Here is a 21,613-nt window from a genome sequence, read left to right as displayed (position 1 = left end):
CTCTGATGTGCAAGGTATCGAGACTTATTATTACCAACCTTATGCGGAATATCCTTCACGTATTAATGCGGCTTATCATGCCAATCCGACTCGTTTGAGCATGAGTGATACCCTGGCAAATGCTATTCAGTCTAGCCTTATTAACGCAACTGGAGCTCAGAATCAGGGCGTTAAGCGTCGCACCTTTGCGGTCTTGCGAGAAACAACAGCGCCGGCAGTCCTTCTAGAACTAGGTTTCTTGTCAAATCCACAGGAAGCAGCTCGCTTGACGACGTCTGCTTACCAAGAAACTTTGGCAAATGCGATTGTAGCAGGAATTAAAGCTTACTACGAAAAAGAATCTAATGTTTAAGTGATAAGGTTAGCCCATCATTTTGATGGGCTTTTATGCTATAATGAAATAAATATAACCAAAGGAGTGCTTATGGCTTACGATTTACTCTTAGAGCGTTTTTTACGCTATGTCAAAATCAATACACGTAGTGATGAGAATTCAAAAAGAACCCCAACAACCCAAAGCCAGGTTGATTTTGCCTTGGAGGTTCTAAAACCAGAATTAGAAGAACTGGGTTTGACTAATATCCACTATTTGGAAAGTAACGGCTACTTAGTAGCAACCCTCCCAGCTAACGATGCTCAACTAACACGTAAGATTGGTTTCATCTCACATATGGATACTGCCGATTTTAATGCAGAAGGAGTGTCACCACAGGTCATTGATTCCTATGATGGTGGTATTATTTCTCTTGGGACTTCAGGTTATAACCTAGACCCAGCTGATTTTCCAAATCTCAAGAATTATGTCGGTCAGACACTTATTACGACGGATGGTACAACACTGCTAGGAGCTGATGATAAGTCTGGTATTGCTGAAATCATGACAGCTTTGGCTTATTTGAAGGCTCATCCTGAGATCAAACACTGTGAGATTCGTGTAGGCTTTGGCCCTGATGAAGAAATTGGAATTGGTGCAGACAAATTTGATGTTGCTGATTTTGATGTTGATTTTGCCTATACTGTTGATGGTGGTCCCTTGGGTGAATTGCAGTACGAGACATTTTCGGCAGCAGGAGCAGAGCTGACCTTCCATGGCCGTAACGTTCATCCTGGGACAGCAAAAGGTCAGATGGTTAATGCCTTGCAGTTAGCCATTGATTTTCATAATCAGTTGCCAGCAGAGGACCGTCCTGAGTTGACAGATGGTTATCAAGGTTTCAACCATCTTCAAATCATGACAGGTACTGTTGAAGAAGCGAAATCTTCTTATATTATTCGTGATTTTGAAACCAAGTCCTTTGAAAATCGTAAAGCAAGCTTCCAAGAAATTGCCGATAAGATGAATCAGGCATATGGTCAAAAACGTGTTGAGTTGCTACTCAAAGATCAATACTATAATATGCGTCAAGTGATTGAAAAAGACATGACACCTGTCGAGTTAGCCAAGGAAGTTATGGAAGAGCTTGACATTACACCAGTTATTGAACCAATTCGTGGTGGAACTGATGGTTCAAAAATTTCGTTCATGGGCATTCCGACACCGAATCTCTTTGCAGGTGGTGAAAATATGCATGGCCGTTATGAGTACGTTTCCTTGCAGACAATGGAAAAAGCCGTAGATGTTATTCTTGGAATTGTCAGTAAACCTTAATTGAGCTTGCTAAATACTAATTTTATGGTAGAATTAAAAGTAATGGAGGTGCTGAGATGATAAAAATTTTCGGCAAGTATCGTTACCATTGGCAACCGGAATTGTCTTGGCTAATCATTTATTGGTCATTAGCTATTACACCTATCTTTATTGCTGCGGCCCTTCTCTTCGAGTTGTACTCGGTGCCTTATCATATTCTGATGCTATTCACTATTTTCGTTGCCCTATTTGGTTTAGGATTTCATCGTTACTTCATTATCGATGATAAAGGAAATCTTGGTATTGTTTCTTTCAATATCTTTAAGCCACGTAAGGTTAAGATTAGTGATATTGAAAAAATCGAAGTGGTTAAGACAGGCCTAAGTTTTATTTTCAAGAATGGAAAGAAACGTCAGTTTTACATGAGAAAGTGGCCTAAGAAGTATTTTTTAGATGCTTTAGCCCTTCATCCCGATTTTAAGGGAGAAGTAGAGCTGATGGATCATATGACCAATTTTGATTATTTTGCCTTCTATGAGGAATCAAAAAAAGCCCTTAAGCTTAAACTTCGCAAAAAAGGGCTTTAGTCGGACAAGACTTGACAGCTGTCAAGGTCTCGGGGCTATCTTCAATGATTAGGCTAAGTTGGTCGCTATCTCTAAACCTAACTATACCTTCGTCGTCATAATCAAAGATAGGAGAGTAGGTTTGGCATAAACCACAGGCGATACATTTTTCTGGAATTAATGATACTTTCATAGTATTATTTTAAAATAGATTTATTGTTTTTACAAGGAGAATAACATGAGTAAAAAACCATGGGAAGAAAAAGTTTCTGACGAAGAGTTGGAAGATGTTGTTGATGCTGATTTTCTAGATGATGAAGATGAGTATGAAGACTACGATGACTATGAAGAAGATGATGACAATGATTCGTCAGATGAAAAGCGTGACAAGGGTGGCTTCATCAATTCGTCATTCTTGACAGTTCTTTTAGGACTTTTCTTCATCATTGTTGTTTGTATTTTGTTCTTTGTTTTCTACACATCAAATGTTGGAGGAAACAAAACAGCTGAGTCTAAGGAATCCTCTGGTTTCTATTCATCATCAACAAGCAAAGTTGTCAAATCATCATCAAGTGAAAAGGCTTCAAGCAAGGACGAAGAAACTGAGAAATCTACTAAAGAAAAATCTTCAAAAGAGAAATCCTCAGCAACTAAATCATCAAGCTCTTCAAAACATGCTTCAAAAGAAGAAGATGCTGATGCAACTGAAACAACAGCATCAAGTTCTGCAGCAGCTGATGGATCTTCTATCGTTGTCCAATCTGGAGAAGGGGCAGGTTCTATTGCAGCACGTGCAGGTATTTCTGTAAGTGAGTTGGAACGCCTTAACCCAGATCACATGACAAGTGGTTACTGGTATGCTAACCCAGGAGATGTCGTTAACGTTCAATAATTTAATAGCAAAGGAACATCATGAAAGATATTAGAATTGCAATTGATGGTCCTGCGTCTAGTGGAAAAAGTACTGTAGCCAAGATTATTGCAAAAAATCTTGGCTATACTTATCTCGACACAGGAGCTATGTACCGTTCTGCAACCTATCTAGCGTTGCAAAATGGTTTGACTGAAGATAATGTGCCAGAAATTTTAGAGCAACTCTCTCAACATCCCGTTTCATTTGGGAAAGCAGCAGATGGTAGCCAGCAAGTTTATGTTGGCGATGTTGATGTTACTCATCCTATTCGTGATAACCAAGTGACTAACAATGTTTCTTGGGTTGCCGCCATTCCTGAAGTGCGTAAAGAGAGCTTGTTTCTCAACAACAACGCATTGCTGAGGAAGGAGCCATTATCATGGACGGTCGAGATATTGGTACAGTTGTCCTACCAGATGCTGAACTTAAGATTTTCTTGATTGCTTCTGTCGATGAACGTGCAGAACGTCGTTATAAGGAAAATATCGAAAAAGGTATTCCGGCTAATCTTGAGACACTTAAGAAAGAAATTGCTGAACGTGACTATAAAGATAGCCACCGTAAGGTTTCACCTTTGAAACCGGCTGAAGATGCTATTACTTTTGATACCACAGGAGTGTCAATTGATGGCGTTGTGGAATTTATTCAAAAAAAAGCGAAGAAAATTATTGACAAGGGATAAATCAATTGTTATACTAGTAACAATGAGAAAAGCAGAAGTGAGAACTTCTCGCCTTGCGACCTAGGTTGTCTGGCCCAACATGTCAAATCCAATTATAGGATATAATGTGTGCGGGCTTGTTTGTCAAGTCCGCTTTGTTTTCTCTAAAAAAATAAAGAGGTGAAGATCATAGCTAAGAAAGATCTATTCATTAATGATGAAATTCGCGTCCGTGAAGTTCGTCTTGTTGGTCTTGATGGTGAACAATTGGGAATTAAACCATTGTCAGAAGCGCAAGCTATTGCAGATGATGCAAATGTTGACTTGGTTCTTATCCAACCACAAGCTACGCCACCTGTTGCGAAGATTATGGACTACGGTAAGTTCAAATTTGAGTATCAAAAGAAACAAAAAGAACAACGTAAGAAACAAAGCGTTGTTACCGTTAAGGAAGTTCGTTTGAGCCCAGTTATCGATAAAGGGGACTTCGAAACAAAACTTCGTAATGGTCGTAAATTCCTTGAAAAAGGAAATAAGGTTAAAGTTTCTATCCGTTTCAAAGGACGTATGATTACTCACAAAGAAATCGGAGCTAAGGTCTTGGCGGAATTTGCTGAAAAAACGCAAGATATTTCGATTATTGAGCAAAGAGCTAAGATGGATGGACGACAAATGTTCATGCAACTTGCACCAATTCCTGACAAAAAATAATTGTCAAACTAACACTATTTTAAGAGGAGAATTTTAAAATGCCAAAACAAAAAACACACCGCGCATCAGCTAAACGTTTCAAACGTACAGGTTCAGGTGGATTGAAACGCTTCCGTGCTTTCACATCTCACCGTTTCCACGGTAAAACTAAAAAACAACGTCGTCACCTTCGTAAAGCATCATTGGTACATTCAGGTGACTTTAAACGTATCAAATCAATGCTTTCTCAAATGCGTTAATTCGCTACAAGCATTACAATTTAACTAAACTAGAACTAATTCGGAGGAATATATAAATGGCTCGTGTTAAAGGTGGCGTTGTATCACGCAAACGTCGTAAACGTGTATTGAAACTTGCTAAAGGTTACTATGGTGCAAAACACATCTTGTTCCGTACTGCAAAAGAACAAGTAATGAACTCTTACTACTATGCATACCGTGACCGTCGTCAAAAGAAACGTGATTTCCGTAAACTTTGGATCACTCGTATCAATGCGGCAGCTCGTTTGAACGGACTTTCATACTCACAATTGATGCATGGTTTGAAATTGGCTGAAATCGAAGTTAACCGTAAAATGCTTGCTGATTTGGCAGTTAACGATGCAGCAGCTTTCACAGCTCTTGCAGAAGCTGCTAAAGCAAAACTTGGTAAATAAGAATTAAGATGGGCTTGTCCCATCTTTTTTATGGAGGTAATTATGATTCGTTTAGCAAAAACTGAGGACATTCCGAGAGTACAGGAACTCTTGAAGCAGATTCTTATTGTTCATCATCAAGTGCGTCCTGATATTTTTAAGTCAGAAGGTAGTAAATTTACTAATGCAGAGTTAAAAGCAGTCATTAATGATTCAACTAAGCCTATTTTTGTTTACGAAGATGAGAATGGTTGTATCCTGGGACATATTTTTTGATAATTCAAGATATTTCTGAAAATGATGGGCCCAAGAAGGCTCATAAGACGCTTTTTATTGACGATCTTTGTGTGGATAAGGAAGCTCGAGGAAAAAATTAGGTGAAAAACTTTATCAATTCGCCTTGGAATATGCTAAGGAGCTAGGGTGTTATAACGTAACACTTCACGTATGGAATGATAATGATGTTTATGATTGTTTAGGTATGAAACCGAGATATACAGAGATGGAAACTATCCTAAAATAGCCCTATGATAATAAAGCTGGAGTTCCTCTCCAGTTTTTTAAGAATAAAAGCAGCCACAGAAGTGACTGCTAATGATGATTAATTTTCTTTTTCATTTCGCCGTGTGGGTAGTAAGTCCCTTCAGGCATATCGTTAATGAAAACGTGAATAGCTTCTTTAGGAGCTTTTGCGATACGTGATACAACTTCGGTAACTTCACGAGCAAGCTCGACTTTTTGTTCTTGAGTACGACCTTCAAAGAGATCAATTTTTACAAATGGCATAATGCATCTCCTTAGTTTTGATAGTCCTATTATAGCATTAATTAAGAGAATATTCTAAAGTTTTTGGAAATTCTTGAAATGATATTATCGCAAGGTTAGACTATAACGTTTTCGAAATTGGTAGGGACTTGTGATGTTAGATAATAGTTTACTTTTTTAATGTGATCTATTCTCTGGGGATGAAAACTCTTTCTAAAAATGGTAAAATAGTGCTAATTAGAGACAGTAAGGAGTAAATTATGACAATAGATTTTCGTGCCGAAGTTGATAAACGTAAAGATGATTTAATGGAGGACCTTTTTGGTTTGTTACGCATTAATTCAGAACGTGATGACAGTAAGGTTGATGAACAGCACCCATTTGGCCCTGGGCCAGTAAAAGCTTTGGAACATTTTCTTGCTTTAGCTAAACGTGACGGCTATAAGACGCGTAATATTGATAATTATGCTGGTGACTTTGAATTTGGTCATGGCGATGAAGTTTTGGGTATCTTTGCACACTTGGATGTGGTTCCAGCTGGGAGTGGTTGGGATACAGCCCCTTATGAACCTGTAATCAAAGATGGTAAACTTTATGCTCGTGGCTCATCAGATGATAAGGGTCCAACAATGGCTTGTTATTATGCTTTGAAAATTATTAAAGAGCTGAATCTTCCAGTATCTAAGCGTGTTCGTTTCATCGTTGGTACAGATGAAGAATCTGGTTGGGATGATATGGCTTATTATTTTGCGCATAATGGATTGAAAGATCCTGATTTTGGTTTTTCTCCTGATGCTGAATTTCCAATTATTAATGGAGAAAAAGGAAATATCACTGCCTATCTTCATTTTGAAGGTCAAAACGATGGTGCATTTAGTCTTGTAAGCTTCAATGGTGGCTTACGTGAAAATATGGTCCCTGAATCTGCAAGTGCTGTTTTTACTGGACCTATCACTTTGCAAGAACTTGAGGCTAAGTTAGCTAATTTTGCGGCTGATCAGGGAGTAACTGGTCAGGTGACTGAAGAAGCTGGGGCCTTCCATGTAACTATTCATGGGAAATCAGTTCACGGTATGATGCCTCAAAAAGGTATTAATGGTGCAACCTATCTAGCTCTCTTCCTCAGCCAATTTGATTTCCAAGGGAATGCTGAAGCTTATTTGAACGTCATTGCTGAAACATTGCATAAAGATTTCTTTGGTGAAAAAGTAGGTCTTGCTTACACAGATCCTAAGATGGGTGAATTGACCATGAATGCTGGGGTGTTTCATTTCAATAAGGAATCAGAAGATAATACAATCGCTTTGAATTTCCGCTACCCTCAAGGTGTTGATGTAGATGGTATTAAGGCCGGCCTTGAAAAACTTGAAGGTCCTAAGGAGGTCACCCTTTCAGAACACGGACATATTCCTCACTATGTACCTGTGAGTGACCCTATGGTTCAAACACTTCTTTCGGTTTATGAGAAACACACAGGACTTAAAGGTGAAGAACAAATCATTGGTGGTGGAACTTTTGGACGTCTCCTTAAACGTGGCGTTGCCTATGGAGCTATGTTCCCAGGTTATGTCAACACGATGCATCAAGCCAATGAATTTACTGAAGTTGAGGACTTGTACCGTGCTGCTGCCATTTATGCAGAGGCTATCTATGAGTTAATCAAATAAAAGGAAGAGGCAGACTGTCTCTTTTTTGGAGGACATTATGGAAACACTTGAAGAATTGACAAAAGCCATTATGGCTGATGAACAAAATGAAGTTTATACGGAACAAGGTATAAAACCCTTGTTTACCATTCCAAAAACGGCACGGATTAATATCGTCGGACAAGCTCCTGGTATTCGTGCACAGGAGTCAGGACTTTATTGGAATGATCCTAGTGGAGATAATCTCAGAGATTGGATGGGTGTCTCACGAGAAGAATTCTATGAATCGGGTATGTTTGCCATCGTCCCAATGGATTTCTATTTTCCTGGTCACGGTAAATCAGGAGATTTACCACCTCGTAAAGGATTTGCGGACAAATGGCACAAGAGAGTATTGGCTTTAGCACCGAATATTCAATTAACCATACTAGTGGGAAACTATGCTCAGCGTTACTATTTACACCAAAAATCATCGGCAAAATTAACGGATACAGTTAAGCATTACAAAGATTATCTCCCAGAGTTTTTTCCTCTCGTTCATCCCTCTCCTAGAAATAATATATGGCAAGCCAAAAATCCATGGTTTATGGAAGAAGTAGTTCCAGATTTGAAGGACTTGGTCAAAAAAATCTTAAGTCAATGATTTCTGATATATGAACTTGGATTGTCATTAGGTATTGTTATCAAATTAATGAAGCAAGTAACAGAACATATCCCAATGATATAAAGATTTGAGCCCCTTGGGGCTCTTTTTGATGCTATAACAAAAATAGTTGCAAAAATTATTAACAAAACTTTAATATTAAGCTTATATTGTGCAATTTAATTCTAATTTTCAGAAGAAGTAACATATAAAATTAAGGTAGCTATCCTTTTAAACTAAAGAATCAATTAAATAATACTTACAAATTGAAAGTGAGTATAAATTTTTAAAAATATTAAGACAATTCCATTGACAGAAAGTTTAAAAGTGATAGACTTTAGGTGTTAAGAAAATATAGAAGGAAATTTGTGATATGGGAAGAAAAGATTCACAACGTTTTTCAATCAGAAAGTATAGCTTTGGAGCTGCTTCTGTTCTTTTGGGTACAACCATTCTTGCGATGGGGGCAACTGGTGTACATGCAGATGAGGTTTCAACTTCAGCTGCTACTGATACACCACTCAGTGCTTCTGTACTAACAGATACTGCTGCTGATCCGGCAACGACTGTTGATCATTCAGAGAAGCAAGTTGTTTCTGTCAAAGAAGAAGGAAATACCACTGTAACAACAAGTGTTGTTACAACTGATAGTCTTGAGGATGCTAAAACTTCTGCGGTAAAAGAAGGGGTAGAAGTCGAAGAAACTGCACCTCAAACACATACATCCCTAGAGGGTGCCATTGCTGACAATCAAGCTCAATCAAAAGAGATTAATACGGTTGTCTCTGATTATCAGAAAGCAAAAGAAAGCCACAAAAAAGATGTAGCTGAGTATGATAAAGCTCAGGCTGAGTACGATGCTAAAGTGGCCGAAAAAGCAGCAGCTGATAAAGCAAACGCTGCTTCTAAAGCACAGTATGATACTGATCAAGCTGTTTATGAAAAGGGTTAGCTAAATACCAAGCTGATAAAAAAGCCTATGATGCAGCATTGGAAGAGTATAATACTCAAAAATTAACTTATGATTCTAAAGTAGCCGAAAAAGCAGCTGCCGATGCAGCTAATGCTAAGTCAGAAGCCGATTACAAGGTACAGTTGGCTGTTTATGAAACTGCTAAGAAGAACTATGAAGCTGCTATGGCTCAGTACAGCAAAGACAAGGCAAAATATGATGCTGAGAAGGAAGCTTATGATGCTAAAGTAGTTGAAAAAGTTCGTACAGAAATCGAAAACAAGGCAGCTCAAGAGCAGTATGAGAAAGATCTAGCTACTTATAATGCCGCTTACGAAAAATATCAAACCGATTTAGCTGCCTACAAGACTGCCAAAGCCGCCTACGATGCTAAAGTAGCCGAAAAAGCAGCAGCTGATGCAGCTAATGCAAAAGCTAAAGCCAAGTATGATGCAGAAATGGTCACTTACGAAGCAGCCTTGTCTGAATATAAGACAAATAAGGCTTTGTATGATGCCGCTCTAGCTGAATACAATACGAAAAAAGCAGCCTATGATGCTAAAGTAGCTGAGAAAACACAAGCGGAAATTACTGATAAGGCTGCTCAAGAGCAATATGAGAAAGATCTTGCTGCTTACAATACGGCTTACGAAAAATATCAAACTGATTTAGCTGCCTACAAGACTGCTAAAGCAGCCTACGATGCCAAAGTAGTCGAAAAAGCAGCAGCTGATGCAGCTAATGCGGAAGCTAAAGCGAAATATGATGCAGAAATGGCTGTTTATAATACAGCTAAAGCACAATACGATAAAGATTTACAAGAATACCAAGCTAAGAAAGCGCAATACGATAAAGATAAAGCAGCCTATGATCAACTTGTTGTTATTAAAGCAGAAGAAGATGCTGCAAAAGCTAAGTATGAAGTTGAGCTTGCCAAATACAATGTAGATTTAGAGCAATACGGCAAAGATTTTGCTACATACCAAACAAAACTTGCTGAATATCAAACGGCTTTGGCACAGTACAAAGATGCTAAAGTGGCCTATGATAAGTACATGAATGATAATGGTTTCCAAGATCTAAAAGATGTAGAAACTGTTCAAGATTTGACCTTCCAACGTGAAGGTGGAGCCATTCATACCATCAATGGCATCAGCGCTTATCTCACTCGTGATGCTCAAGCTCGTTTGAATACAAGCAACGTACATCAGTATGATTCCAATAAATTGGAAGCTTCAGATATTGTAGCAACTAGTCCTTGGGCAAATAATGAAACTGAATTTATTCAAATTAAGGAAGGTGACAAATTTGTTGTAACCTATGACAATTTGAATCAGTCAAGCATGCGTGAAAATACAGATATGCATCCTATCAAGCGCGTGATTTACCGTTATGAAATTCTTACTCTTCCATCAAATGACGGTAAAGGAATTGCAGCCGTTAGCTCAGACCCAACTGTAACACTTACAGTCGGTGCTTCAACAGACCAAAATAAACCAGTTAAGGTGGCTGTAGATGTTGAATTCTATGATGGTAATGGCAATAAGTTTGATTTGACACAGTACAATGCGATTGTAGCGTTGAACTCTCTTAACCACTGGACAGGTGCTTCTTATGTAGATAGTGGGGATAAACCTCGTGCCCTTACAGTAGAAGCCAAGGATAAAAATGGTAACACTGTTCGAGGAACTTGGAATCCATATGCAGATGGTTCATCAATGAGCATTGAAAACAATGCAGTTGTTGTTAAAAATGGAACAGCTGACTTTGGTACTGCTGACGTCACTATCTCTGCTGAAAATCCAATTAAAATTGTAGCTCAAAAAGCGACATGGAATGGTAGTGAATTTACAGTTAGTGAAGAAACTATTATCGACGCAACTTCAGTCAATGCTTCCGGTGCTGGGAATGGTCACTCTATCGGAACAGATGAGTTCACATTTGACGGTAAAGATGATGTTATCGGTTCTTATACGATTGATTCAACTTCAGGACGTATCATCTTTACTCCTAAGAAGAAATTTGAAAATGTAGAGCACCAAGAATCTGTAAATGTTGGAAACAATAAATACATTCCAATTCCAAATTCAAGTGTTTCTTATGATTCTGCTACAAAAGAGGTGACATCATTTAAAGATAACCAATACATTGAACATGGGTCTATCTTTAATGGTGAATCTTCAACGACTCTTGAAGGTTGGGATAATCCATCTTCTCCATACCTCTATTATGGTGGAGCAGGCTTGAAGATGGCTGATGGTCACTTGGTATTTACGGCTAATGGAGCTAATGCTGCTGGTCAACCAACAGTATATTGGTTTGCGATTAACTCAAATGTTGGTATTCCAAAAAATCCAGGTGAAGCGCCAAAAGAGCCAACAGCTCCTGAAGAACCAAAGGCTCCAACACCACCAACGATTACATTGGAAGTTCTTCCAGCGGTACCAACAGAACCAACTCCGCCAACAGCCCCTACGGCACCAACAGAACCTAACTATACAGTTGTTACAGTTGATGCAGAGGGACCTAAGGCTCCTACAGAACCAAAAGCTCCAACGCCACCAACTCCGACAGTTGTTGAAGTTCCAGCGGAACCAAGCAAACCAGAAGAACCTAAAGCGTCAACACCACCGACAGAACCTAACTACACTGTGGTTACAGTTGATGGAGAGGCACCTAAGGCCCCAACAGAGCCCAAAGCTCCAACACCACCAACCCCAGTACTAGTTGAAGTGCCAGCAGAGCCACGTAAGATTACAGCGCCAGTAGAACCTAAAGCTCCAACACCACCTACACCAGTAGTCGTAGAGGTACCTGGAGAGCCAACCAAACCAACACCACCAACTGAGCCTAAGGCACCAACGCCACCAACTATGGTTACAGTTAATGTACCTAATAAACCTGTTTCACCTAAGGAACTTGTAGCCCCTAAAGTTAAATGGCATAAGAATTATCTTGTTGAGCGAGTAACACGTCCAGTACCAACGCCACCACCAACTCCTCAAAAACCAAAAACTCCTGGAACACCTACAGGACCAAGCGTTACACCAACTTCTTCTGTAGTTGCTAAGCAAGAAACAGAAAGAACTAATAGCGCCGTATTGCCAGAAACAGGTGATTCTAACCAAAAATTAGCATCTGTAACAGGTCTAGGCTTTCTTTCAATGGCAATTACAGGTCTATGGTCAGCTCGCAAACGTAAACATTAATAAGATAAAATGAAAGATTAGGTTGTTTTGCTATGCAAGACAGTCTAGTCTTTTTTTGTTATCTATTCTTTGAGTTTTATCAGCTTAAACTAGTTTGATTGTTAAAACTAATTTAGGAAACTAGAAGAAAGAATTTAGCTGAAATAGGTTATCAAGAACTAATTCTCGCAATGAAAAGTAGCATGAAAACGTATAGTTATGTATTTTTCATAATCTTTTCAATAAAAAACATTAAAGCGAATTGGACTAGATATTATAAAATTAAACCTCCTTTTTGTATCGAAAACGCTATTAATAATAGGGTTTTGTCTATCAAATATTTTGATATTAAAAAGTATTTGAATTTAAGAATCTAATCGAATTTAAAGGAATGCGTGTTTTTATGAGATATCTCAAATTGACATGGTTCTTTCTTTTGTTAGAATATGAACATAACTAAATATAGAAGGACGTAATTTAAATGGGGAAAAAGGAATTACAACGTTATTCACTCAGAAAGTCTAGCCTTGGTGCGGCTTCTGTTCTTTTGGGGACTGCAGTTCTTGCAGTAGGAGCTTCAAATGCAAGCGCTGATGAGGTAGCAACAACTACAGATTCAGCAACACCAGCAGTTGAAGCAACAGATGCTGTTGAAGAAAACACTTCAGCCGTAGCAGATTCAACTGAAAAGAAAGTTGTTAACGTTACTGAAGAAGGTAACACAACTGTTACAACAAGTGAAGTAACAAATACAAGCTTAGAAAACGCAAAAACTGCTGCAACAAACGAAGGGATTGAGGTTAAGGAAGAACCTGCTCAAACTAAGGAAAGTGTTGAAGCAGCTGCTGCGGATAACAAAGCACAAGCAGAAAAAATCAATACAGTCGTTTCTGATTATAAAACGGCTAAAGAAAAATACCAGTCAGATAAGGCTGACTATGATAAAGCAAAAGCAAACTATGATGCTAAATTAGCTGAGAAAGCACTTGCTGATAAATCAAATGCTGAAGCTCAAGCTAAATACGATACTGAAAAAACTGCTTATGATAAAGCTTCAGAGCAATACCAAATTGCTAAGCAAGCTTATGACTCAGCCCTTTCAGAGTACAAGACTAAGAAAGTTACTTATGATGCTAAGGTAGCAGAAAAAGAAGCAGCTGATAAAGAAAATGCCTTGTCTGCAGCTAAATACCAAGCAGAATTGGCAACTTATAACCAAGCAAAAGCTGATTATGAAGCAGCTCTTGCACAGTACAATAGTGATAAGGCCAAATACAATGCTGAAAAAGCTAATTATGATAATAAAGTAGCTGAAAAAGTTGTTATTGAAAAACGTAACGCTGAAGCTGAAGCTAAATATCAAACTGAGCTAGCAGCATATAATGAAGCAAAAGCTAAATATGATGTAGAAAAAGCAGCATATGACAAGAATCTTGAACTTTATAACGCTAAGAAAACAGCTTATGAAGCAGATCTTGAAACAAAACAAGCTATTGAAAAATACAATGCAGATGCTAAAGCTAAATACGAAGCAGCCTTGGTTGTCTACAATGAGCAAAAAGCTAAATATGACCAAGAATACCTTGAGTATCAAAACAAATTAGCTGTCTACCAAACAGCGCTTAAACAATACCAAGAAGCTAAAACAGCTTACGATAAATACATGAATGATCCTGTATATCGTAACCTTAAAGATGCTGAAGTTGTTCAAGAATTGACCTTCCAACGTGAAAACGATGCAACACACAAAGTTGAAGGTGTAAGTAACTACTTGACAAAAGAAGCACAAGAGCGTCTTAACACAAGTAATGTTTTCCAATATGACTCTAACAAGTTACAAGCATCTGACATTGTTTCAAATAGCCCTTGGACAAATACTGAAGACGAGTGGGTTCAAGTTAAAGAAGGTGACAAATTTGTTGTTACTTATGATGGTTTGAACCAATCAAGCATGATTGTTGAGAATGAAGCATCAGCAATCAAACGTGTTGTTTACCGCTACGAAATTGTTAGCCTTCCATCAAATGACGGAAAAGGTATCGCGAAAATCAGTAAGGATCCAACAGTAACTATGACAGTTGGTGCATCAACTGATCAAGATAAACCAGTTAAAGTAGCAGTAGATGTTGAGTTTTACGATAAAGATGGTAAAATGTTCAACCTTAGTGAGCGTAATGCTATCGTAGCACTTAACTCACTAAACCACTGGAATGGTGCAGCTTATGTTGAAACATCTGAACGCCCACGTCCACTTACAGTAGAAGCGAAAGACGTTAATGGTAATACTGTCCGCGGTACATATAATCCTTACGCAGATGGCTCTACTTTGGCAATCCAAAACGGTGAAGTTGTTACTAAATCTGGATACGCTGATTTCGGTGGCGCTACTGTTAACATTTCTGATGAGAACCCGCTTAAGGTAGTTGTTCCTATCACTGACTGGAATGGTTCAGAATGGGTTGTCTCACGTGAAATTCCATCTGATGTAACAACTCTTAATGCTTCAGGTAGTGGTAATGGACACGCTCTTGGTAACCAAGATTATACATTTGGTGATAAAGATGATGTTATTGGTTCGTACAGCGTTTCTGCTGAAACTGGTTTGATTACATTCACACCTAAGAAAAAATACCAATCAACACGTCACCAAGAATATGTAAATATTGGTGATAACCAATTCATCGCTATTCCAAAATCATCAGTTACTTATGATGCTGCTACTAAAGAAGTAACATCAGTCAATGATAACCAATACATTGACCATGGTGCAGTCTTTAATGGTGAGACAACCTCAGACTTAACTGGTTGGGACAATGAAGACTCCCCTTACCTCTATTATGGAGGAGCTGGTATCAAGATGACGAATGGTCACTTGGTATTTACAGCTGATGGTGCCAATGCTGATGGTGCTCCAACGGTCTACTGGTTTGCAATTAATTCGAACCTAGGTTTGCCTAAGAATCCTGGTGAAAAACCTGAAGAGCCTAAGGCGCCAACACCACCGACAGCTCCAACTAAACCGTTGATGAAAACGGTTGGTATCAATCCACAAGCACCAACACCACCAACACCTCCAAAAGAACCAGTGGTACCAACACCACCAACTCCAGAGGTAGTAGAAGTTCCTGGTAAACCGCCAAGCACCAACACCACCAACAGGTCCAGTAGCGCCAACACCACCAACACCAAAAGTGGTTGAAGTTCCTGCAAAACCGGTTGAACCAACACCACCAACAGGTCCAGTAGCGCCAACACCACCAACACCAAAAGTGGTTGAAGTTCCTGCAAAACCAGTTGAACCAAAAACTCCTGCAAAACCAACTGTTGTATGGCACAAAAACTATGTTGTTGAGAGAGTGTCTCATGTGGTTCCACCAACACCAAAAACACCTCAAAAACCTGTGACACCACCAACACCACCAACGCCTGATACTGAGGTACCTGTAGTTGCGCAACCTGAGTTGCCACAAACTGGTGAACATACAAGTAATGCTGGCTTCCTTGGACTTCTTTCAATGATTTTTGCAGCCTTTATCGGATTCTTCAAACGTCATAAAGAAGACTAAGTGGTACTAATAATTGGCTACTCCATAAGAACTAGACTCTAGCTTAAGAGTCTAGTTTTTTTGTCACCTTTAAAAATTCAACCCCTTAAATCATTTTAAAATATAAGGGAAAAATGGTATAATGAGTAGAATGACTATTATAGAAAGATGAGAGGAGTCGATCATGGAAGAACTGAAGAAAACCGCCGGTGTAACCGCTGCCAAATTTGTTAAAGATGGTATGGTTGTCGGACTAGGAACAGGGTCAACGGCTTACTTTTTTGTGGAAGAAATTGGTCGTCGTATTAAGGAAGAGGGACTCAATGTTGTCGGTGTAACGACATCAAGTCAAACAACAAAACAAGCAGAAGGCTTAGGGATCCCATTAAAGGCAGTTGATGATATTGACAGTATCGATGTGACTGTAGATGGGGCTGATGAAGTGGATCCGCAACTCAACGGTATTAAGGGTGGTGGTGGTGCCCTTTTGATGGAAAAAATTGTTGCCACATCTACCAAAGAATACATCTGGGTTGTTGATGAGTCAAAACTGGTTGATCAACTTGGTGCCTTTAAACTACCAGTTGAGGTTGTTCAATATGGTGCTGATCGTTTGTATCGTGTCTTCGAGTCTAAGGACTATAAACCATCATTCCGATTAACGGAAGAAGGTAATCGCTTTGTCACTGATATGAAGAACTATATCATTGATCTAGATTTAGGTAAAATTGAAAATCCAGTGGCACTTGGTGAGGAACTTAAAGCCATGACAGGTGTTGTTGAACATGGGCTTTTCAATGGAATGGTTAACAAGGTTATTGTTGCAGGAAAAGACGGTGTTAAAATCGTTGAAGTAAAGGCTTAGTCCCATCTGAATTTCTTCATTAACTGAATAACGCAATCTATTGTTTACGAAAATATAAAAATAAAAGAAAAGGTAAAGAGAAAATCTGAAAAAGATTTCAGCTCTTTGTGGTGTTATTATGTCTAAATTTAATCGAATGCATTTAGTTGTTCTTGATTCTGTAGGGATTGGGGCAGCACCTGATGCAAACGACTTTGTCAATGCTGGTGTACCAGATGGTGCTTCTGATACACTTGGCCATATCTCGAAGACTGTTGGTTTGAATGTGCCAAACATGGCAAAAATTGGTCTTGGGAACATTCCACGTGAAGTGCCTTTGAAGACCGTACCAGCTGAAAATAATCCAACTGGTTATGCAACAAAATTGCAGGAAGTGTCTCTTGGTAAAGATACCATGACTGGCCACTGGGAAATCATGGGTCTCAATATTACTGAACCTTTTGATACCTTCTGGAACGGATTTCCAGAAGAGATTATTACTAAAATTGAAGAGTTTTCAGGTCGAAAGGTCATTCGAGAAGCTAATAAACCTTATTCAGGTACAGCAGTTATTGAAGACTTTGGACCTCGTCAAATGGAAACTGGTGAATTGATTATTTACACTTCAGCTGACCCAGTTCTTCAAATTGCGGCACACGAAGACATTATTCCTTTGGATGAACTCTACCGTATTTGTGAATACGCTCGTTCTATCACTTTGGAACGTCCAGCTCTTCTTGGTCGTATCATTGCGCGTCCTTACGTTGGTGAGCCTGGAAACTTCACTCGTACGTCTAATCGTCGAGATTTGGCTGTTTCACCATTTGCACCAACTGTCTTGGATAAATTGAATGAAGCTGGAATTGATACTTATGCTGTTGGTAAGATTAACGATATCTTCAACGGAGCTGGTATTAATCACGATATGGGCCACAACAAATCAAATAGCCATGGTATTGATAATTTGATTAAAGCTATGACTTCTGAAGATTTCAAACATGGCTTCTCATTCACAAACTTGGTAGACTTCGATGCCCTTTATGGACACCGTCGTAATCCTCATGGATATCGTGATTGTTTGCACGAATTTGACCAACTTTTGCCAGAAATCATCGCAGCAATGCGTGAAGATGACCTCTTAATGATTACAGCAGACCACGGAAATGATCCAACTTACGCTGGTACTGACCATACACGTGAATATATTCCTTTCTTGGCTTACAGCCCTTCATTTAAAGGAAATGGACTCATTCCAGTGGGTCATTTCTCTGATATCTCAGCAACTGTTGCTGAAAACTTCGGTGTCGATAAAGCCATGATTGGTGAAAGTTTCTTGGATAAACTTGTCTAAAATGAAGCGCTATGCATTTTTGGTTCGTGGGATAAACGTTGGTGGTCGTCACAAGGTAGTCATGGAAGAATTTTGTCATGAGTTAAAAGAACTTGTGATGTCAAATGTTTCTTCCTATATAAATAGTGGAAATCTTTTCTTTGATTCTTCCTTGATGAAAGAAGAACTCCTCTTAGTTTTAGAGAGATTTCTAAATAAGGCTTATCCATTTATTAAGGTGTTTTCTCTTTTTACTCTAGAAGATTACCAAAATGAAGTGGCATCTTTACCTAAGTGGTGGGAAGATGATTTCTATAGAAAAGACGTCCTCTTATATACTGAAAGACTTGATAAGAACGAAATGAGGAATGTTATTGAGTCTTTAGAGTTGGGAGATGAAATTCTTCATCTTGGTCAACTTGGTGTCTACTGGGGAAAGTATGATAAATCAAGTTATAGCCAAACGGCTTATCATAAGAAGTTATTGAAAACACCTTTCTATCCATATATCACCATTCGAAATGCAAGAACATTTTCAAAAATTGGTCACTTTTTAACAATGAAATAACATATTAAGGGAGAGATAAGATGTCGCTACTTGAAAAATTAGAGTTACGCAAGCCTTTTTGGAAAGTAAAGGAATTGAAAAGCCTGAATTTGGTTTGATTTTAGGTTCTGGACTTGGCGAGTTGGCTGAAGAAGTTGAAGATGCAATGATCATTGATTATGCGGATATTCCAAACTGGGGACAATCAACAGTTGTTGGTCATGCTGGTAAACTTGTATATGGTACTTTGGCTGGACGTAAGGTTTTGGCTCTTCAAGGACGTTTCCATTTTTATGAAGGAAATCCACTTGAAGTAGTCACTTTCCCTGTACGTGTGATGAAAGCTCTCGGTTGTGAAGGGGTACTCGTAACGAATGCGGCTGGTGGTATTGGCTTTGGCCCTGGTACTCTCATGGCTATCACAGACCACATCAATATGACGGGTCAAAATCCTTTGATTGGCGAAAACTTGGATGAGTTTGGCCCACGTTTCCCAGATATGTCCAAGGCATATACTCCAGAATACCGTGAAATCGCCCACAAAGTGGCTGATAAACTTGGTATCAAGTTGGAAGAAGGGGTTTATATTGGGGCAACAGGACCTACCTATGAAACACCTGCTGAAATTCGTGCCTTTAAGACATTGGGTGCAGATGCGGTTGGTATGTCAACTGTTCCTGAAGTTATCGTAGCAGCACATTCTGATTTGAAAGTTCTGGGTATTTCATGTATTACCAACTTTGCGGCTGGTTTCCAAGAAGAACTTAGTCACGAAGAAGTGGTGGAAGTGACAGAACGTGTTAAAGGGGATTTCAAAGGCTTGCTGAAAGCTATTTTGGCTGAACTTTAAAACATGATTTTTCGGGAAATAAAACGTTTAAGGTTGTTACCAAAATCTCTTAAGCTAAGTTTGGCTGTTTTTGGAACTGGTATCGCTTCAGGTCTTGTTGGAATTCTTTGCCACTATCTTTTAGAATTTATACAAGTTCTTTCGTTTGGTAAAGATAAAGGCAATCTCTTGTTACAGTTTCAATCAGTGAGTGCATTTCGAAGATTTTTAGTATTGCTTATGGTTGGAATCCTAGCTAGTTTATTTTGGTATTTTCTTCAACGACGGGTCTCCTTACTTTCCATTAGCAAAGCTAAGCAACTTGTTGGTAAAAGGAGTCCAAACTTTCTAGGCCAGTCTCTACATGCGTTAGTCCAGGTGGCAATCGTTGCTGCCGGGGCCTCAATTGGCAAAGAAGGAGCACCTCGAGAATTAGGTGCTCTCTTCGGTGGTAGTCTTTCTAAGGGATTACGCTTAGACATTTCCGATAGACAATTATTAATTGCTGGTGGTGCTGGAGCAGGCTTAGCCTCTGTTTACCAGGTGCCTTTTGCCAGCGCTTTGTTTGTTTTGGAAACATTAGGAGTTAGTTGGAAGTTAAAGAATATCGTCATTATTCTTGTGACTACTTATGTATCTGCTTATTGTGCCAGACCAATTGTTGGTGGACAGGCTCTATATTTAGTCGATAAAGTGACTATTGATTCTTCCAGTTTCATGCAGGCAATCATCTTGACAGTATTTGTAACACCACTTGCTATGATGTTTGGTTATTTGACGAAAAAGGCCAGTGGACATCGTATTACAGACAAAAAAATACTTTGGACTTTGCCTTTTGCCTTTATGATTCTAGGTGGACTGTCAGCATACCTCCCTATTTTTATGGGAAATGGACAGGTTTTAGCCCAATGGCTTTTTTCTGGGAAGTCTTCAGCATATCTTCCTGTCATTCTCATCATCAAATGCCTATTGGTCTGTCTACTTTTAAGAAGTGGTGCCTATGGTGGAACTCTGACGCCATCGTTTACATTAGGCGTAGGTGCGGGTTATCTGATAACGGGGCTTTTTGGAAATTTTGGCCTTTCCCTAAGTCCGAATTTAGGAATGCTTTTAGGAGCAACTATATTTTTAGGAACAACTTTGAATGCCCCCCTAACAGGAATAGCCTTGGTTGTTGGTTTTACAGGCACTGGAGGAGTTATCGTATTACCACTCTTACTAGCCAGCCTCCTATCAAGGATAATTAATAATAAATGGAAGGAAAAGTATGAATATTCATTTTATCTTACACGAAACATTTGAGGTTCCAGGAGCTTACTTGAAATGGGCTCAAGAGCGTGGCCACAATGTCACATCAACTAAGGTTTATGAGGAGGAGAAACTTCCTGAAACTGTTGATGGTATTGATTTCCTTATTGTAATGGGTGGACCTCAGTCACCTGATGAAAATCGTCAAGCCTTTCCATACTATGATCCAAAGGCTGAAATTGCATTAATTCAAAAAGCTATTGACGCTGATATCTATATTGTTGGGGTATGTTTAGGGGCTCAACTTTTGTCTGTGGCTTATGGTGGTAAGTACGAGCATAGTCCCGAACGTGAGATTGGTGTTTTTCCAATAAATCTTACTGAAGCTGGATTAGATGATGAGCATATTAAAGGTTTTGGCTCTACTTTAGATACCGGTCACTGGCATGGAGATATGCCTGGATTATCAGACAATGCAGTTGTTATGGCTACAAGTAAAGGTTGCCCTCGTCAAATTGTTCGCTTTAGTCCTAAACACTATGCTTTCCAGGCACATTTGGAGTTCGATCCAGAGGCTATTGATTTACTGATAGCTGCTGATGGTGAAGAGCACTTGCGCCAGCAAAATCAAGAGTTACCTTTTGTTCAAACACCAGAACAATTGCGGGCCAATGACTATTCTCAAATGAATAAAAAGTTATTTGCTTTTCTAGATTCACTAACCCAAGGCTAAACATTTAAGTAGCTCATGTACTATCAATATAATAGTAGAAAATTTTAAAAAATATAACGTAAGAAAGGTAGAGCAGGTGTTCATATTTGAACACGAGTGGAAAGCTTGGAAAATAGATAATCTTCCTAATTTTCAGTCGCTTTCTGATCGCACTCCAGATTACTTAATAAAAAAGAAAGGATGGGTAGCTTGGGTTTGAAATTGAACCCGGGCTAGAGGCGGTGTAAAAAA

Annotated in this window: 19 protein-coding genes, 3 pseudogenes and 1 other annotated feature; of the genes and pseudogenes, 20 read left to right on the top strand and 2 right to left on the bottom strand. The window is 39.0% G+C overall.

The window, feature by feature from the left end:
• The 3 genes from HSISS2_RS03715 to HSISS2_RS03705 form a co-directional block, all read left to right on the top strand.
• Positions 1 to 352, top strand: a 352-nt coding sequence (locus HSISS2_RS03715; protein WP_042766976.1) for an N-acetylmuramoyl-L-alanine amidase, incomplete at its 5' end; no start/stop codon positions are given.
• Positions 353 to 424: 72 nt separating this feature from the next.
• Positions 425 to 1,648, top strand: a complete 1,224-nt coding sequence (gene pepT, locus HSISS2_RS03710; RefSeq protein ID WP_021145463.1) for a peptidase T — start codon at positions 425 to 427, stop codon at positions 1,646 to 1,648.
• Between the two features lie 56 nt (positions 1,649 to 1,704).
• The gene (locus HSISS2_RS03705; protein WP_002888814.1) at positions 1,705 to 2,214 is read left to right on the top strand and encodes an EbsA family protein; all 510 of its coding nucleotides are present in this window, start codon (positions 1,705 to 1,707) and stop codon (positions 2,212 to 2,214) included.
• On the opposite strand, the gene HSISS2_RS10780 is transcribed toward HSISS2_RS03705, so the two are convergent.
• The gene (locus HSISS2_RS10780; protein ID WP_081102602.1) at positions 2,189 to 2,386 is read right to left on the bottom strand and encodes a ferredoxin; all 198 of its coding nucleotides are present in this window, start codon (positions 2,384 to 2,386) and stop codon (positions 2,189 to 2,191) included. The two genes, HSISS2_RS03705 and HSISS2_RS10780, sit on opposite strands and share 26 nt — an antisense overlap.
• Positions 2,387 to 2,431: 45 nt before the next feature.
• On the opposite strand from HSISS2_RS10780, the gene HSISS2_RS03700 reads away from it, so the two are divergent.
• The 6 genes and pseudogenes from HSISS2_RS03700 to HSISS2_RS03675 all read left to right on the top strand — a co-directional run bounded on the left by HSISS2_RS03700 (position 2,432) and on the right by HSISS2_RS03675 (position 5,635).
• Positions 2,432 to 3,085 carry an SAG1386/EF1546 family surface-associated protein gene (locus tag HSISS2_RS03700; RefSeq protein WP_021145461.1) on the top strand — a complete coding sequence of 218 codons (654 nt, stop codon included), beginning with the start codon at positions 2,432 to 2,434 and terminating at the stop codon, positions 3,083 to 3,085.
• A gap of 20 nt (positions 3,086 to 3,105) precedes the next feature.
• Positions 3,106 to 3,788 (top strand): annotated as a pseudogene (cmk, locus tag HSISS2_RS03695) ((d)CMP kinase).
• Positions 3,789 to 3,811: 23 nt separating this feature from the next.
• Positions 3,812 to 3,935, top strand: a sequence feature (ribosomal protein L20 leader region).
• Positions 3,936 to 3,947: 12 nt separating this feature from the next.
• The gene (gene infC / locus HSISS2_RS03690) at positions 3,948 to 4,478 is read left to right on the top strand and encodes a translation initiation factor IF-3 (RefSeq protein ID WP_008534523.1); all 531 of its coding nucleotides are present in this window, start codon (positions 3,948 to 3,950) and stop codon (positions 4,476 to 4,478) included.
• Positions 4,479 to 4,516: 38 nt separating this feature from the next.
• Positions 4,517 to 4,717: a 50S ribosomal protein L35 gene (gene rpmI, locus HSISS2_RS03685; RefSeq protein WP_002888810.1), complete on the top strand. Its 201-nt coding sequence runs from the start codon at positions 4,517 to 4,519 to the stop codon at positions 4,715 to 4,717.
• A gap of 56 nt (positions 4,718 to 4,773) precedes the next feature.
• On the top strand, positions 4,774 to 5,133 hold the full coding sequence (gene rplT / locus HSISS2_RS03680; RefSeq protein ID WP_008534524.1) for a 50S ribosomal protein L20: 360 nt from the start codon (positions 4,774 to 4,776) through the stop codon (positions 5,131 to 5,133).
• A gap of 42 nt (positions 5,134 to 5,175) precedes the next feature.
• Positions 5,176 to 5,635, top strand: a pseudogene (locus HSISS2_RS03675) (GNAT family N-acetyltransferase).
• Positions 5,636 to 5,703: 68 nt separating this feature from the next.
• Here HSISS2_RS03675 and HSISS2_RS03670 read toward each other — a convergent pair.
• The gene (locus tag HSISS2_RS03670) at positions 5,704 to 5,898 is read right to left on the bottom strand and encodes a 4-oxalocrotonate tautomerase (protein WP_021145456.1); all 195 of its coding nucleotides are present in this window, start codon (positions 5,896 to 5,898) and stop codon (positions 5,704 to 5,706) included.
• 239 nt (positions 5,899 to 6,137) lie between these two features.
• Between HSISS2_RS03670 and pepV the strand changes: the two genes are divergently transcribed.
• The 11 genes and pseudogenes from pepV to HSISS2_RS03615 all read left to right on the top strand — a co-directional run bounded on the left by pepV (position 6,138) and on the right by HSISS2_RS03615 (position 21,382).
• Positions 6,138 to 7,544: a dipeptidase PepV gene (gene pepV / locus HSISS2_RS03665; RefSeq protein ID WP_021145455.1), complete on the top strand. Its 1,407-nt coding sequence runs from the start codon at positions 6,138 to 6,140 to the stop codon at positions 7,542 to 7,544.
• A 37-nt stretch (positions 7,545 to 7,581) separates the two neighbouring features.
• Positions 7,582 to 8,166, top strand: coding sequence for a uracil-DNA glycosylase family protein (locus HSISS2_RS03660; RefSeq protein ID WP_021145454.1), 585 nt, complete (start codon positions 7,582 to 7,584; stop codon positions 8,164 to 8,166).
• Positions 8,167 to 8,539: 373 nt separating this feature from the next.
• The gene (locus HSISS2_RS11680) at positions 8,540 to 9,118 is read left to right on the top strand and encodes a YSIRK-type signal peptide-containing protein (protein ID WP_021145453.1); all 579 of its coding nucleotides are present in this window, start codon (positions 8,540 to 8,542) and stop codon (positions 9,116 to 9,118) included.
• Positions 9,119 to 9,156: 38 nt separating this feature from the next.
• On the top strand, positions 9,157 to 12,327 hold the full coding sequence (locus HSISS2_RS03650) for a GbpC/Spa domain-containing protein (RefSeq protein ID WP_021145452.1): 3,171 nt from the start codon (positions 9,157 to 9,159) through the stop codon (positions 12,325 to 12,327).
• A 460-nt stretch (positions 12,328 to 12,787) separates the two neighbouring features.
• A pseudogene (locus HSISS2_RS03645) lies at positions 12,788 to 15,872 on the top strand (GbpC/Spa domain-containing protein).
• Between the two features lie 163 nt (positions 15,873 to 16,035).
• Positions 16,036 to 16,716 carry a ribose-5-phosphate isomerase RpiA gene (gene rpiA / locus HSISS2_RS03640; RefSeq protein WP_021145449.1) on the top strand — a complete coding sequence of 227 codons (681 nt, stop codon included), beginning with the start codon at positions 16,036 to 16,038 and terminating at the stop codon, positions 16,714 to 16,716.
• A gap of 118 nt (positions 16,717 to 16,834) precedes the next feature.
• The gene (locus tag HSISS2_RS03635; RefSeq protein ID WP_021145448.1) at positions 16,835 to 18,046 is read left to right on the top strand and encodes a phosphopentomutase; all 1,212 of its coding nucleotides are present in this window, start codon (positions 16,835 to 16,837) and stop codon (positions 18,044 to 18,046) included.
• Between the two features lies 1 nt (position 18,047).
• Positions 18,048 to 18,593, top strand: a complete 546-nt coding sequence (locus HSISS2_RS03630; protein WP_021145447.1) for a DUF1697 domain-containing protein — start codon at positions 18,048 to 18,050, stop codon at positions 18,591 to 18,593.
• 37 nt (positions 18,594 to 18,630) lie between these two features.
• Positions 18,631 to 19,422, top strand: coding sequence for a purine-nucleoside phosphorylase (locus HSISS2_RS03625; protein ID WP_042766974.1), 792 nt, complete (start codon positions 18,631 to 18,633; stop codon positions 19,420 to 19,422).
• 3 nt (positions 19,423 to 19,425) lie between these two features.
• Positions 19,426 to 20,703, top strand: coding sequence for a chloride channel protein (locus HSISS2_RS03620; protein WP_021145445.1), 1,278 nt, complete (start codon positions 19,426 to 19,428; stop codon positions 20,701 to 20,703).
• Positions 20,669 to 21,382 carry a type 1 glutamine amidotransferase gene (locus HSISS2_RS03615; RefSeq protein WP_021145444.1) on the top strand — a complete coding sequence of 238 codons (714 nt, stop codon included), beginning with the start codon at positions 20,669 to 20,671 and terminating at the stop codon, positions 21,380 to 21,382. Before HSISS2_RS03620 ends, HSISS2_RS03615 begins: the two co-directional genes overlap by 35 nt.
• The last annotated feature ends 231 nt before the right edge of the window (positions 21,383 to 21,613 follow it).

This window comes from Streptococcus sp. HSISS2 (assembly GCF_000448665.1).
Lineage (GTDB): Bacteria > Bacillota > Bacilli > Lactobacillales > Streptococcaceae > Streptococcus > Streptococcus raffinosi.
This window is presented reverse-complemented; position numbering and strand designations above follow the sequence as displayed.

What these genes read in the sequence shown, in the direction of transcription:
- pepT (WP_021145463.1), top strand. Translation starts at nt 425, where the DNA reads ATGGCTTACGATTTACTCTTAGAGCGTTTTTTACGCTATGTCAAAATC.
- HSISS2_RS03705 (WP_002888814.1), top strand. Translation starts at nt 1,705, where the DNA reads ATGATAAAAATTTTCGGCAAGTATCGTTACCATTGGCAACCGGAATTG.
- HSISS2_RS10780 (WP_081102602.1), bottom strand. Translation starts at nt 2,386, where the DNA reads ATGAAAGTATCATTAATTCCAGAAAAATGTATCGCCTGTGGTTTATGC.
- HSISS2_RS03700 (WP_021145461.1), top strand. Translation starts at nt 2,432, where the DNA reads ATGAGTAAAAAACCATGGGAAGAAAAAGTTTCTGACGAAGAGTTGGAA.
- rpmI (WP_002888810.1), top strand. Translation starts at nt 4,517, where the DNA reads ATGCCAAAACAAAAAACACACCGCGCATCAGCTAAACGTTTCAAACGT.
- rplT (WP_008534524.1), top strand. Translation starts at nt 4,774, where the DNA reads ATGGCTCGTGTTAAAGGTGGCGTTGTATCACGCAAACGTCGTAAACGT.
- HSISS2_RS03670 (WP_021145456.1), bottom strand. Translation starts at nt 5,898, where the DNA reads ATGCCATTTGTAAAAATTGATCTCTTTGAAGGTCGTACTCAAGAACAA.
- pepV (WP_021145455.1), top strand. Translation starts at nt 6,138, where the DNA reads ATGACAATAGATTTTCGTGCCGAAGTTGATAAACGTAAAGATGATTTA.
- HSISS2_RS03660 (WP_021145454.1), top strand. Translation starts at nt 7,582, where the DNA reads ATGGAAACACTTGAAGAATTGACAAAAGCCATTATGGCTGATGAACAA.
- HSISS2_RS11680 (WP_021145453.1), top strand. Translation starts at nt 8,540, where the DNA reads ATGGGAAGAAAAGATTCACAACGTTTTTCAATCAGAAAGTATAGCTTT.
- rpiA (WP_021145449.1), top strand. Translation starts at nt 16,036, where the DNA reads ATGGAAGAACTGAAGAAAACCGCCGGTGTAACCGCTGCCAAATTTGTT.
- HSISS2_RS03635 (WP_021145448.1), top strand. Translation starts at nt 16,835, where the DNA reads ATGTCTAAATTTAATCGAATGCATTTAGTTGTTCTTGATTCTGTAGGG.
- HSISS2_RS03630 (WP_021145447.1), top strand. Translation starts at nt 18,048, where the DNA reads ATGAAGCGCTATGCATTTTTGGTTCGTGGGATAAACGTTGGTGGTCGT.
- HSISS2_RS03620 (WP_021145445.1), top strand. Translation starts at nt 19,426, where the DNA reads ATGATTTTTCGGGAAATAAAACGTTTAAGGTTGTTACCAAAATCTCTT.
- HSISS2_RS03615 (WP_021145444.1), top strand. Translation starts at nt 20,669, where the DNA reads ATGAATATTCATTTTATCTTACACGAAACATTTGAGGTTCCAGGAGCT.